The following is a 15,564-nucleotide window of genomic DNA, read 5'->3' on the forward strand; positions in this document are numbered from 1 at the left end:
CATGATAAACACGCAAATGATGAAACCTAAGCCAGTTCTTCCTAGGATCGTGGAAAGAGCATTTATGTTATATATCCCAATGCTGCTGGCAATGGTATTCACACTATTCCCGTTATTCTGGGCAATTGTCACTGCTTTCAAGAGAGAGAGCGACATTACAAAGCTTCCTATCAAGTACCTGCCGATGCCCGCAACGTTTAAAAACTTTCTGATTGCCTGGAATAACGTTGGCTTCTCCAAGTATTTCTTCAATAGTTTAATTGTAGCGCTATTGACCGTCCTTATCGTGCTGGTTTGCTCTATTCTTGTGGGCTATGCGATCAGTCGGTTTAAATTCAAAGGCAAGAAGCTTTTCATGCTGCTTCTGTTATGTACGCAGTTTATTCCGGGGGCAATGCTTCTCATACCGATGTTTGAGATTTTCAGAACACTGCACCTCACTAGTAATTTAATGGCTTTGGTCATTATCAACAGTACTTTCCAACTTCCCTTCAATGCCATATTGATGAGTGGTTTTATTACGAACATTCCTGAGCAGCTTGAAGAAGCAGCGATGGTGGATGGATGCAGTCGATTGAAATCGGTCTTCTTAGTCATATTTCCCATCCTGGTGCCAGGAATTGTGGCCACAATGGTCTACACATTTATTGGATCGTGGAATGAATTTTTATTCGCACTCATGCTCATTAGTAAAAAGGCGCTTTTCACATTGCCAGTTGGACTTCGCTACATGCAAGGTGAATATGACATTCAGTATGGCGCATTAGCTGCAGGAAGCGTAATTGCTTTGCTGCCAGCGGCAATCTTATTCGCATATGTTCAAAAGTTTTTGGTACAAGGCATTAGCGCAGGAGCTGTGAAAGGCTAGATACTTTGAACTAATTCGCTCTTCGAATTCTTATACGAATAGGGATTTAGGATACATACTTTTATTAAGGAGATGTTAACATGTACACAAAGGGTCTTAAAATGTTAATGGTCATTGGCTCGGCATTATCGTTGACTTTATCAGGGTGCAGCAGCGGAAGTTCAACGACGACAGAATCGACAACAGCTCCAACGAGGGCGGCAGCGCCATCAGCCCAATCCTCAAACCCGGCAGAAAAAGTGAAGATTACATTTTGGGATGAGAACCCCGGCCCGAACAGAACTCCTTTTTATGAAGAGTTAATTAAGCGTTTTCAAGCGAAGAACCCGAACATTCAAGTTGAGTATGTAGGCATTCCGGCAAGTGGGGCCAAACAAAAATACGATGTTTCCATCGCGGCCAATGACACCCCTGATGTAGCAGGTATCAACATGGTGTGGTTGTCAGATTTCGTGGCTAAAGGAGCCGTGCAAGAGCTCGATCCGTACTTTAAGGATTGGAGCGATAAAGATAAAATTGCTTCGAATATGGTTGAGTTTGACCGAGGCTTAACGGCGGACAATAAGCTTTATTATCTCCCGCATACGATGTTTCTGGACATACTTTGGTATCGAACGGACTGGGTGAAGGATGCTGGTTTGAAAGCGCCTACAACATGGGATGACTTCTTCACCAATATTGACAAGCTGACTGATATCAAAAATAACCGTTACGGATTCAGCATTCGCGGAGGGTCCGGAAGCATCAACCAGCTTACTTCTATGATCTATGCTTACTCCGGCATCACGGATTACTTCACTCCTGATGGCAAAGCCACAGTTAGAGATCCCAAAATCACTGAATTTTTGAACAAGTATGTTGCCCTATATAAAAAGAATACGCCTGTAAGTGATGTTACGAACAGCAATAAAGAAATGAACGCAACGTTCGACACTGGCACTTCAGCTATGATTCAACACAACTTTGGTTCTTACAATGACCACGTCACAAATCTAGGCAACGACAAGTTCGCAGGTGTCATTCCGCCAAAAGCGGCTAACGGCAAAAGAGTGGTTGTTCCTGTTGCAAACGGATTAGTGATGTTTAAAAACTCTAAGCATCCTCAAGAAGCGTGGAAATTTTTGAGCTTCTTAATGAATGCAGACAGCCAAACCTATTGGAATCAAAGCATTGGTCAAATGCCTACAAACACCGATTCATTGAAAAGCGATTACGTGAAAAACACGCAGCATATTCAACAAGGCGCAGAAGTACTTGCTGATAAAGATACCACTGCATTAAAACTTCCTACGCATCTGCCGGATTACACAAAGATTACGACGCAGCAGCTAGAGCCTGATTTCCAAAGAGTGCTAACAGGGAAAATGACCGTTGCCGACTTTGTGAATGGCTGGGCTACTTCGATGGAAAAAGCGAAAGCGGACTATGACGCTGCAATGAAAAAATAAAAAAATCATGTCATCGCATTTGGGGGTGAGCGTTCATTCGCTCTCCCTGAATGTTGTTATTAATGGGGGAATCTCTGTGCCGGTCTTTCGTTCATTAAAGTCCACGATTATTTGGTTGTTTATCCCAATCATTATTGTGTTTGTGCTGGTTACAGGTACGATCTCATTCATTCTGGCTTCGCAACAATTAAAAGAAAACTCAATCACGAACTTGAACGATACGATTGCTCAAACGAAAAGCCTATTAAGCGATAAATTAACGGCTTTTATTGCGGAGTTAATCGGCCTGGAAAATAAATCGGAATGGATTTCCATTATGAATAAGACGGATGATCCGGGGGTACCTTTAGATCCTGAGGATTACATTTTTATGAATAAAGCACTGGACTCTTATTTTGAACGTTATTCCATGCTCGATTCTGTGCTGTTTTATTACAATGCTGGACGAGTATCTCTGTTCAAACAAAATAATTCCTTAATTTCAACCGTTAATATTTCTTTAGACGATTACAGCCGCAAATTGGATAGCGATCGCCTTTCGGTCATAAAATGGCTTAATATACATGATGAAACGGGGTTATCTACACCTCAGGTGATCAGTGTATACCGCATGTTTGGTATAGATCGATCGGAAACAAAGGGAATTTTCATGATGAATTTGAAGAGCCGCTTTTTTAGCGATTTATTGAACAATGCCAAGATCAGTAAAAATGGTTATTTATGCATTGTAAGCGATGATGGGGTTATGAGCTTTAAACATGTAGAAGAGAAGTACGATATTGATGAAGCGGTTTTACAAAAAGAACTAATGACAGCGGATAAGCCGTCAGGGCAAATTAATATCAAGAATAAATATGGCGAAAAAATGTTGATCGTTTACGATACGTTAAGTCTTAATAAGTGGAAGGTCGCTGCAATTGTACCGGAAGGCGAACTTTTTAACAAAGTGAACTCCATTGGACTTGTGATTATTACTGTCATGCTGCTCGTTATTATTTTCGCTGTAGTTGTTTCCAATATTGTTGCCCATATCATTACTAAGCCTTTGATTAAATTAACCCAAACAGTGAATCGTATTGATGATGGGAATTTGGCTATCGAGTGTAATGCGGTCCCTTCCAATGAAATCGGCGTGCTGAGCAGAGGAATTCAGGATATGACGCTTAGAATTAGGAATCTGTTAACAGAAGTAAAGGAAGAACAAGAGAAGAAAAGATCGGCCGAGCTGGCCGTGCTGCAGTCACAGATTAAACCTCATTTTCTGTATAATACGTTATTTTCAATTAAACAGCTTTGTGAAATGGAAGAAAATAAAGATGCCGCTGAAATGGTGACAGCACTATCTAACTTTTATCGAATTAGTATTAATAAAGGCAACGAAGTTATCCCTATCTCCTTAGAAATCGAGCATATCCGAAATTATTTGTACATTCAGCAGATGCGGTATGGTGAGGATTTTATTTATGAAATTGACATTGATCCGGAAATTATGAATTGTCATATTGTTAAACTGACTTTACAGCCGTTAGTTGAAAATGCGATTTATCACGGTATGAAGCAGAAACGCGGACAAGGCTTGATCCGAATCAGAGGGCAATTAGCCAATCAGGAAGTACGGCTCTATGTGGAAGATAACGGCAATGGGATGTCGGATGAAGAAGTCAAGGCAATAAACCAAAGTTTAAGAGAAGAAGAGGATAGCGGGAACGTGCTAGGCTTTGGCATTGGTAATGTAAATAAGCGGCTTCAGCTTAACTATGGGGCTTGTTATGGCCTTGTATACGAGAATAGGATCAGTGGCGGTATCATCGCAATGATAAGGATCCCATTTTATGGCTAACACACGGGAGGCGCTTGAAAGATGAAAGTTGTAATTGTGGATGACGACAGCATTATTCGGAAAGGGTTATCTCGGACGGTCCCTTGGGAGCAGAATGGGTTTACACTCGTTGGTCTGGCTAGAGATGGAGAAGAAGCTTTGAGCCTGATAGCTGAGGTGCGGCCTAATCTTCTAATAACGGATATTCGAATGCCTTTTATGGATGGTTTCCAATTGACGGAAGCTGTTAAAGAAAATTATCCGGATATAAAAATTATTATGTTGACCAGCTTTGATGAGTTCGAGCTTGCGCATCGGGCGCTGAAATTAAAGGTCTTCGATTATTTATTGAAGCCTGTCGATTCACAGCTTCTTTTGGATACAGCGAAAAGGTCGATGGCTGAGCTTGCCTACGAGAACGAGATGAAGCGGAAAGTAGTCGAGGGCATGCCGCTGCTGCGACAAAGATTTTTGGAGAAGTTAATTAAAAATAATTTATCTGAGGAAGAAATTCGTTCTCAAAGCGAGTTTTTCAATTTTACGATGCCAAGATCCAAATATGTTGTCATCTTATTAACAGCCGATGATTATAGCTACCCGGATTATCAGAACCGCTTTGGAAAAGAGATGCTCAAGTTCTGTATCTTAAACGTTGCTGAGGAAACAGTACTAAGCGATAATGAGGGAATTGTTTTTGAATCGGAAAAAGATGAGATTGTCATCATTTACAATGCGGACGGCGAGCAGGATCTAATTGTGCAGAAGACGTTACAAATCGCAGAGACAATTCGAGTCAATGTAGAGAAATATTTGAAAACGACCGTGACCGTCGGTATCGGTTTTATTTATGATAAACCTAGTGACGTTTCCCGATCATATCGCGATGCGAAAGCAGCTATTGAATTCCGTCATATGATTGGCACGAACAGGGTGTTAACCGTCGGGGACACCGGTCTTCCTCCCACAAGCTCAACGGAGATCATTTTAAACGAGTTAGAGAACGAATTTGTTATGAAAGTAAAACTGGGGTTGGAAAAAGAAGCGCATGCCGTACTTAATGATATCGAACAAAGGCTGCTCGAAATTAAATTCGTCTCCTTAGCGCAAGTTCGCCTAATCGGCATTGAGATCAGTCTTCTTCTGTTCAAAGAACTGGAAGAGATTGCGAAGCGTAATGTGAAGTTTAAGGAAGGCTTAGAGAGTGTTTACACTTACTACAATGAATTGGAACGGTTCCAAACGGTTCAGGATATCTTTGCTTCTATTCGTCATTTGACGGCTCGTTTCCTGGACATTGCGAATCGACAACGTGAGATCCAAACACAAAGTATGGTCCATAAGGCAATTGACTATATCGAGAGTCATTATGCAACGGAAGGGCTATCCCTGCAAGAGGTCGCCCGGTACGTACATATTAGTCCGACTTATTTGAGTATACTTTTCAAGAAGGAGAAAAGTATTACTTTCAGTGATTTTCTGCTTCAAACGCGTATGAAAGCAGCCATTGAAATGCTTCGAATGAGCGGATTGAAATCCTATGAAGTTGCGGAAAAAGTCGGCTATAGCAACCCGCAATATTTTAGTCAATGCTTTAAGAAATATACGGGATTCTCACCTACTGATTATAAAAATAATGAACATTAATGAGAGGGTAAGTGGAATTTTAATTTCCGCTTGCCCTTTTTTTACTTTAGAAGCCTGTTTAAGCCAAAGATATAAAGATATCAAACAAAAACAATAAAATATCATTAATTAACTTTTGGCAGATTATGGTATACAAGTACTGTTAAGTGATGCAAAACTTAATAAAATCAAAAGAAAGGGAGCTTCATTTTAGCTAAAGTACAATCTTAAATTAGAAAAGGAGAAATTGCACAATGAAGAAGATTCCGGTTCTGAATAAAAAGATCGCTATCTCGATGTTGGCTTCCTTTATGTTACTTAGCCCATGCTACTCAACCACATTTAATCATGTTGCGTTTGCTGCAGTAACTACATCCTCAAGTTTACAGGCACCGATAAACGTGTTATCTCCTCGAGAGTCACTGACAGATACGACAGTGCTCCTGTTGTGGGATAAACCGGCTAACATTTACGACATTTCCAATTTCGATACATATGTCGTTTATCAAAACGGCGTGCAAGTCGGTGAAACGACTAAAATGGGTTACTCGGTTTCTGGACTATCCCCCAGCTCCGCTTATACGTTTACTGTGAAAACAAGGGATACCGACGGCAATCTGTCTGAAGCAAGCGCGGCGTTAACAATCCAGACGAAGGCTTCCGGCCAGACGATAAATGTGGAAGATTACGGGGCGGTTGGCGATGGCTTGACAGTTAACACGGCAGCGATTCAACAAGCTATCAACGATCTGCCGGATGGCGGGACAATCTATATTCCGGCTGGTAAAACCTTTATGAGTGGTGCCTTGTTCTTGAAGAGCAACATGACCATGAAGATCGACGGAACATTGAAAGGGACGACGAAACTTAGTGACTACCCGATCATACCAACGCGCTTTGAAGGGTTCGAGCTTGACGGGTACGCCAGTCTCCTGACACTCGGACATCGGGATGCGAAAGGACCTTACAACATATCCAATGTCGTCATCACGGGTTCGGGAACGATCGATGGAAACGGGCTGGATCTAGGAAATGCCGAAGTCGCAGCTTCAGGAAACAGATCACGCGGACGCGCGATTATGATGCTTAATGCTCAGAACGTTTACATTAAGGATCTGACAGTGAGTTACGGTCCGGCATGGACGACGCATTTCATCTACAGCGATCATATCACTTTCGATAATGTTAAGCTGATTTCCAAAAATTCTTCCTACCGGATTGCCAATGGAGACGGGATTGATCCGGATTCATCCACGCATGCGAATATTTTCAATTGTTATTTCCATACCGGTGACGATTCCGTGGCGATCAAATCTGGCAAGAATCTGGAAGGATACAATCTGGGCATCCCGACGGAATACATCAGGGTAACCGACAATGTAATTGACGGGTCTAACGGCGGTTATGTCATCGGCAGTGAAATGTCCGGCTCAGTTAGACACGTGCTGATTCAAAACAACAGCGTAAGCTCGATCAGCTGGGAAGGCATTGATATCAAATCGAGTGCCGGACGGGGAGGCATCGTCGAGGACGTGACCTTTAAAGATATGACCATTTCCAAGACGAGAATGGCGATCAGAATATCCGCGAATTACTCAACCAACAATGACGGAGATCCGGCACCGGTTCTGCCGACCTTGAAGGATCTGCACTATGAAAACATTGTCACGGGCACGGGGACAAACGGTACAGCTTTGGGAATTGAAGGCTTGGATGGCAGCTATGTTCAAAATGTTACGATGAAGAACCTCAATCTGCGCGGTACGGCTGGTGCTGTCATTAAAGATGCCGATTCCATTTTGTTCGATCGTGTGAAGGTAACGGCAGATAGTGGTCCGGCATGGACCGTAACGAACGTAACGAATATTCAAAGCACGAATCCGGTAATTCAACCGCTGACTTCTCATCCGAATATAAATCAGTTTGATGCAGCAGGACATATCATCACAGCGTTAGGTGGTACAAAGGTAGGGCAGCTAATCCTTCAGCTGTCCAGTGAGGACGGGGCGCTCCAGACTTTCACCGTTGCGGATGCAGACGGCCATGTCAAGCAAGCTTCGGAAGTACTGGCAGAAGGAGACAAGTTAACCTCAACCGCCAAGATAGGAAGCGACACGGCTGTTTATACGATCAATCTTACGTCAGATACAACAATTCAACTTAAGGCGAGTCACCCGAATCTGACTTCTCTCGACAGTGCATTGCACAAACTTTCTGTAGCTTTCGGAACGACAGTTGCGGATCTTCTTAATCAAATTGAATCACCGACAGGAACGCCGCAAACTTATTCCGTAACGAGTGCGGCTAATTCGCCTAAAGCTTCGGGCATGCTGGTCAATGGCGATATGTTGGTCGTTACCGGTCAGGATGGTATATCAAAGAGCACTTATCAAATTTTGAGCGCTATGATTTTCGAGGGCGAAACGACTCCGTTTACAACTTCGGGCCTTGGAACAAGTACGGCGGCAGATGCGTTGGCAAGCGGCGGTTCCTACCGGCAGTTTACAGGGACACCAAAGCCGGGCAACTGGATGGAGTATACGATTAACGTACCTGCAGCGGGTACCTACGATGTGTCCTTCGGATATAAGACGAATACCAACAGAGGTATCGTGCAGTTGTCCATCGACGGCAATGCGCAGGGAACACCGGTCGATGAATATGCAGGCGCTCAAGGCTTTGCTTCGGTAGATTTGGGCAATGTGACTTTCTCTGCGCCAGGCGATCATAAGTTCAGATTTCTGATTACCGGGAAAAATGCAAGCAGCAGTGCTTATGGGATTACTTTCGATAATGTGAAGCTGACGGCTGTGGGCACTTCTGCTAACCTGTCAACGGATACCGGCATCCAGCTGGCGGCCAGCCATCCGAATTTGGCAGCGGTGGATGCAGTTGCCAAAGTGGTGAACGCCTCCAACGGTGCAACGGTTGCACAAGTCATTACGCAAATAGCTTCGGCAGACGGATCGGTGCAAAGTTATACGATTGCCGATGCGAGCGGCACAGCCAAGAACTCCGGAGCGCTGGTCAGCGGGGATAAGCTCGTTGTCACGGCTTCAGACGGAATAACACAGGCCGTCTATACGATTCAAGTCGCGCAGCCAGCAGCACCTACGGCAACGCTAACGGGAACGAGCGCCGTATATCCAGGACAACCGTTTGATCTGACATTTGGATTAAACAACCTTGGTTCTAATGGAAGTGGAGGCATTTATGCCGAAGATTTGACCGTGAACTATGACCCGGCGCAATTGCAGTTCGACGCGGTGACCTCGTTGATGGACGGCCTTTTTGTGAGCCAGACGGCAACTCCGGGACGCATTCGCATCGTCTCGGCGAGTGAAGGCGCCTCTCATGCCATAACGGACAGCAATATTGGAGCGATCTTGAAGCTTAGCTTCCAGGCGAATCCTGCAGTGAAGTCGGTGAACAGCACCGTCGCTTTGTCAGGCGTTGTCGTCTCCGATGGCCGAGGCGTGGAAACGCAGGTGCAAGGCGCCACCGCCAATATACCGATTACGGTCGTGGATAAAGCGGAATTGAATACGCTGATCGCATCCGCACAAACCAAATATGACGCTGCTGTAGAAGGAAGTAAACCGGGACAATATCCGGCTGGATCGAAAGAAGCATTACGAGCGAGTATCGCGACGGCGCAAACCGTAGCCGACAATTCGGCGGCGACACCGGATCAAGTTAACCAAGCGGTGATGGATTTGAATGCAGCGCTGCAGTCCTTCCTTGCATCGGTCAACGCAGCGATTCCGGGAGATGTGAGCGGAGACGGCAAGATCAGCATCGGCGATTTGGCTATTATAGCTAGTCATTATGGAGAAACACCTAGCAGTCCTAAATGGACGGCGAGCGCGGATTTGAATGGAGACGGTGTGATCGATATTAGCGATCTTGCGGCCATGGCTCAAAAGTTGGCACAGTAGATAATCATACATTTGCTGTAGTTTTGTGTATCACGATAGCGTTTTCATTTCAATTATAATAGGTTTTAAAAGAACATTTCATGCGGATTCAATCTACCTTATAAGTTACAAAGTGTATCGCTGGTTGGGGGTGATTCAGATCATACATAGAAATTAAAGCGGCAAATAGTGATATCTTCAGACTAACATTTACGAGGTGATTAGGATGTTGAGTAAACGAAGATGGTTTTCCGGATTTTTAGTGATTTGTTTGCTTGTGACAGGATTTTTGACGCCTGTTGGGAAATCGTTTGCGGCTGCAGCACCTGTCCCGCAGCCTGCAATTAATACGGCGACTGATTTATTTTTTAGCGATTTGCCTTATACCACATTGACAGGGTCAGGTTACAACGGCACGGTGAATAAGGATCGGGGATCTCATACCACGACGCCGCAGATTCCGATTAAGCTCGCATCCGTTGGCGGTGTTGATGCAGATCCTTGTAACAATAATTGCACCGCATTTACAAAAGGTATCAACTTGAATGGCAGTACCGTCGGTAACAAAACGGCCGTTCAATATAACGTGAACAAAAGCTTTGCCCGCTTTAAATCTTTGGTTGGACCTGATGGATATACGTACTCAAATACAAATTTGCCTACGCAAATCCAATTTCAACTACTTGGTGACGGGGTAACGCTATTTGACAGTGGTACGATGACGACAAAAGCAGATTCAACTGCTAAGTACCAAGAGGTAGATGTTGATATATCTAATGTAAATGTATTGACGTTATCGATGACTACGCTGAATGCAACAAGCTCAGCAGGCGATTGGGCAATGGCTCGTCTAGTGTTGAAATCGGCGGATCAAATTGCGTCAGGAATAACATCTTTCCTAATTACGAATACGGATGTGGCATTAAAATATCCAGCAGGTGCCGGATTTGCTTTTAGTGTACTTAGTTCGGATAATCCAGCGGTGGTTGGACTTGACGGAGCGATTCATCCTCAATTAACTGACGCGACTGCAAATGTGATCGTGAAAGTAACTAGAACGACGGATAACACTACAGCGAATACCGTCACTATTCCGATCACTGTGCCAGCTTTAACACCAGTATTTGTTGCGGCTGGCATTACGTCAATTGCGGCTCCTGCGCAAAATGCAACGTCATTGGCACTGCCGAACGTGCAGTCCGGTTTCACCGTAGCGATTAAGAGTTCGACGAATACGGGCGTCCTTGCGACGAATGGAACGATATCTCCTCCGCCCGGAAACACAGCTGTCACGCTCGTAATGACGGTAACAAGAACATCGGACGGTTCCACAGCGGATACCGGAAGTATTTCATTGGTTGTTCCGGCGAGAACAGGCGGGATCATATCGGGTTCAACCTATAAGATGATTAATAAAAATAGCATGAAGACTATTGCTGTCAAAAACGATGCGAATGCGCTGGCAAATGGGGGCCTTGTCGTTCAACAGGAAGACAGCCATTCCCATAATGAAGAGTGGATCGTCTCAGAAAATAGTGCAACCCCTGGCTATTATAAATTTACTAATGCATTGAGCGGCAAAGTGATGGCAGTTCAAAGCGCAGTTCTAACAGACGGTGGGCTTATTCTTCAGTGGTCCTTTGGCTCAAGTGGCAATGATCTGTGGCAGATCGTGGATGCCGGCACCGGTTTTTATGAGCTGATTAACAAAAAAAGCGGATTGGTTTTAAATGTGCCGGGAAATTCGACAGATAACGGAACCCAGTTAGAACAACGGACGAATTCCTCAGCAGATAGTATGAAATTTCAGCTTCATGCAATAACGGCTGCGGATATTGCGGCAGGGATTGTGTCGATTGCGGCTCCAGCGGCAAACGCGAACTACTTGACGCTGCCAACTGTACCTGCTGGTTATACCGTAGCGATTAAGAGCTCAGATAATACAGGCGTCATTGCAACGAACGGAACGATAGTTGCCCAGAGTTCAAGTACCACTGTAAATCTGGTGTTGACCGTTACAAGAACATCAGATAACACAACAGCCGATACAATGAGTCTTCCGGTGGTCGTACCTGCGTTAATCACCAGTAAGGAATTGTCAGACCTGGCTGCTGGACTATCGATTACGGCTCCGGCTGTTAATTACACGCATTTGATGATGCCGACCTTGCCGGTTGGCTATACGGCAGCTATTAAGAGTTCCACGAATGAAGGCGTTATTGCGACAAGCGGAATCATTACACCGCCGAGTGCAGCCACAACCGTATCGCTCGTATTGATGGTAACGAGAACTTCCGACAACGCGACTGCGGAAACGAGCGCCATTCCGGTCGTCGTGCCTGCATTGAGTCCGACTGCAGCTAACGGCTTGGCTCAAAAACCTATTTTGGGTTGGAGCAGTTGGAGTTTCATCAGAAAGACTCCTACAGAAGATAATATTAAGGCGCAAGCCGATTTCATGGCTGCAAATCTTAAATCGCATGGTTACCTGTATATTAATCTCGATGATTTTTACACGCTCGACTACAATACAGTCGTTGATCAATATGGCCGATGGGTTGTAGATCCAGCCAAATTCCCGAGCGGAATGAAAGCTCTGGGAGATTATATACACAGTTTGGGCTTGAAATTTGGCGTGTATGTAACCCCTGGTATTCCCAAAGGCGCAGTGACACAAAATACGCCGATTGAAGGAACGCCTTACCATGCGGCAGATATTGCCGACACGTCTAAAACGGAGAAGAACTATAATTTCAAAGGGATGTACTATATCGATTACTCGAAGCCCGGCGCGCAAGAGTATGTTAATTCTTGGGCTAACCTGTTCGCATCCTATGGCGCAGATTATTTGAAAATCGATGGTGTCGGCGACGCTGATATTCCTGACATCCAAGCTTGGTCCCAAGCGCTTAGAAGCACAGGGCGTCCTATTGTCATGGCTTTATCCAACAATTTGAATATCGCTTATGCCTCTACTTGGAAGCAATATGCCAACAGCTGGAGAACGCAGGGAGATGTCGAATGCTATTGCACGACCTTAACGGATTGGTCGCATGTATCCGGCAGATTTGGAAGTGCGGCATCCTGGGCTCAATATGCAGGACCTGGAGGTTGGAACGATCTGGATTCACTCGACGTCGCGGGTGGAAGTAATGACGGACTTACGAATGACGAAAAACAAGCCTATATGTCACTATGGGCAATGGCCTCCGCTCCACTGGATAGCGGCGATGACTTGACGCATACAGACAGCTATGGCTTAGGGCTGTTAACGAATGATGAAGTCATTGCAGTGGATCAGAGCGCGGTGGCCGGAACGCAGGTTTCCAACTCGAATAGCACGCAGGTGTGGAAGAAGAAGCTTGCGGACGGCTCCTATTATATTGGCCTGTTTAATTTAAACACGGCTGCTGCGAGCATCACGGCGAATTGGTCTACCCTCGGTATTCAAGGAGATGCTTTTATTAGAGATTTATGGAGCCACAAGGAATTGGGGATTATCAATACAAGCTTCACAGCTAGCGTCCCTGCGCATGGTGCCAAATTGATTAAGGTAACACCAGTATCCACTCTGCAGGTTACGCCGGCGAACGGAGCCGCAGATATCGATGCGGTATCGATCAACTTTAGTTGGCCTGCTCAGGTGAATGCGGACAGCTACAGACTGACAGTTGCCGAAGATACGGCATTCTCGAACATTGCATATAACAGCACCGTTGCTTCTACTTCAAGCAGTGTGACAGGACTCAGCAACGATAAACAGTACTACTGGAAATTATCAGCTATTCAAAACGGCGTGGAAAACGTGATCGGCGTATTCTCGTTTACTTCGAAATTTTCAGTACCACCAGCCGCACCTGATGGAGTCAGCGTATCCCGGACCACAGCTGCCACGGTTCAATTGAGCTGGAACAGCATTTACGGAGCAGCCTCCTATTCGGTTTATCGGAAAACGGTGTTGAATGGAAGCGGCAGTTATGTGAAAATCGCTTCGAACGTGACCGGAATCGGATATACGGATACGAATGCGCAAATCGATGACAACATTAAATATGCGTATCAAATAACAGCCGTAAACGGGATAGGCGAAAGCCAGCCATCCGCAGAGACGAATTTGCCGGATCTGACGTCTTCAGATGTTGCTGGCGGGATTACGGCGATTGTTACACCGGCACAGGACGCAACGAGTTTAGCGTTGCCATCGGTGCCTGCCGGTTATACCGTAACGATCAAGAGTACGGACAATCCGGGTGTTTTGACGACGAACGGCGTTATTAAGCCGCCTTTCTTGCAAACGACCGTTAACGTCGTACTTGAAATTAACAGAATCTATGACAACACCAAATCTGTTACCGTGAGCATTCCGGTCGTTGTGCCGGCTAAAAATGTAATTACGGCTTATTTTGAAGCGGAATCGGCAACGCTTGGCGGTACCGGTGCGGCAACGAAAGTTTCGAACTGCGCGTTGTGCTCAAGCGGGAAAAAAGCTGGATTTATTGGCAACGCAGCTGCTAACTATGTGTTATTCAACAACGTGTCTGTGCCAGCTGCAGGTCAGTACACCTTGAAAATTGATTATTTGACAACCGACTCTAGAACATTCTTTATCAGTATAAACGGAGGTACGGGAACGCAGCTCCCTCTGACCGGTGTAGATTTCAACACGGTATCTACAACATCGATCAAAGTGCAGCTTAATGCGGGTGTCAACACGATAAAGTTTTATAACGATAGCGCATATGCGCCGGATTTGGATAGAATCGGTGTCGGCGCTGCAAGTGCAGCATCGGTAGCCGCCGAAATTACATCGATTGCGGCGCCTGCGGAGGACGCTGCTACGTTGACGCTGCCAGCTGTACCGGATGGTTTTCTTGTCGCAATTAAGAGCTCGGATCAACCGTCTGTCATTGGGGTGGATGGGACCATCGTTCCTCAAAGCGTGAGCACTAAGGTAAATCTGGTTCTGGAAGTGACCCAAGTGTCTGACAATTCAAAAGCAGTGACTGTCAGCATTCCGGTCGTTGTGCCTGCAAAAACGGTTGTGTCTGTTCCGTCGGTAACCTTAACCGGTGTTGATGCGATTAATGCCGGTCAATCGTTCAATCTGACCTATGGGCTGAGCGGGATCACCCAGAATGTGTATGCGCAGGATATCACGATCACTTACCCGCAGCAGCAGTTGGATTTTGTGTCTGCGGATTCGCTGAAGGCTGGATTTTCGATTATCCAATCAGCTGTGACACCGGGTCAAATCCATCTGATCACAGCTAATATTGGAGCGGATCATCAAGCGAACGGAACTTGGCTGACTTTGAAATTTAATGCGAAATCGACCCAATCGACGAGTGCCTCTGTCGGGGTATCGAATGTTGTAATTGCAGACGAGAGTGGAATTGAAACGCATCTAAATGATGTGTCGCACAACGTACTCGTTACACTCGTGGACAAAACAGCGCTCAGCGGAATGATCGCAGATGCGCAAAGCAAACACGACGAAGCAGATGAAGGAACGCTTCCTGGACAGCACACGGCAGGCTCAAAAGCTGCGCTGCAAGCCGCCATCGACATCGCGAATGCGGTGCTCGCGAACACCGGAGCCCTGCAAGCGGAAGTAGATCAAGCGGTAAGCGATCTGAGCGCGGCCCTGCAAACATTTGCAAATTCGATCGTTCAACATGCTGTGAATGATACGAACGGCGACGGTAGAATCAGTATCGGTGATTTAGCCGTTGTTGCAGCCGCTTATGGTAAAACGTCTGCCGATGCAGACTGGAATCAATTTAAGCATGCAGATGTCACAGGAGACGGTAAGGTAGACATTGATGACCTCGCCGCTTTAGCAAGAGGAATTCTGACGAACTAACGGCGTGTGAACGAGGGGGCGGGCTG

6 protein-coding genes are annotated in these 15,564 nt (G+C 45.5%); all 6 read left to right on the forward strand.

All coding sequences use genetic code 11. The features are described from left to right. Position 1: 1 nt before the first annotated feature. The 6 genes from J2Z65_RS12610 to J2Z65_RS12635 all read left to right on the forward strand — a co-directional run bounded on the left by J2Z65_RS12610 (position 2) and on the right by J2Z65_RS12635 (position 15,538). Entirely contained in the window at positions 2 to 868 is an 867-nt protein-coding gene (locus tag J2Z65_RS12610; protein ID WP_240159718.1) for a carbohydrate ABC transporter permease, read from the forward strand. An 80-nt stretch (positions 869 to 948) separates the two neighbouring features. Continuing rightward, positions 949 to 2,316 (forward strand): ABC transporter substrate-binding protein, encoded by a 1,368-nt coding sequence (locus tag J2Z65_RS12615; protein WP_167058716.1) that lies wholly within the window; start codon positions 949 to 951, stop codon positions 2,314 to 2,316. Between the two features lie 76 nt (positions 2,317 to 2,392). Then, on the forward strand, positions 2,393 to 4,156 hold the full coding sequence (locus tag J2Z65_RS35870; protein WP_167058714.1) for a histidine kinase: 1,764 nt from the start codon (positions 2,393 to 2,395) through the stop codon (positions 4,154 to 4,156). A gap of 21 nt (positions 4,157 to 4,177) precedes the next feature. Then, a complete protein-coding gene (locus J2Z65_RS12625; RefSeq protein WP_167058711.1) occupies positions 4,178 to 5,779 on the forward strand; it encodes a response regulator in 1,602 nt (533 codons plus the stop codon). A gap of 233 nt (positions 5,780 to 6,012) precedes the next feature. Beyond that, the gene (locus J2Z65_RS12630) at positions 6,013 to 9,696 is read left to right on the forward strand and encodes a glycosyl hydrolase family 28 protein (RefSeq protein ID WP_167058708.1); all 3,684 of its coding nucleotides are present in this window, start codon (positions 6,013 to 6,015) and stop codon (positions 9,694 to 9,696) included. A gap of 205 nt (positions 9,697 to 9,901) precedes the next feature. Next, positions 9,902 to 15,538, forward strand: a complete 5,637-nt coding sequence (locus J2Z65_RS12635) for an RICIN domain-containing protein (protein ID WP_193580929.1) — start codon at positions 9,902 to 9,904, stop codon at positions 15,536 to 15,538. Positions 15,539 to 15,564 lie beyond the last annotated feature (26 nt).

The organism is Paenibacillus aceris, assembly GCF_017874035.1.
Lineage (GTDB): Bacteria > Bacillota > Bacilli > Paenibacillales > NBRC-103111 > Paenibacillus_E > Paenibacillus_E aceris.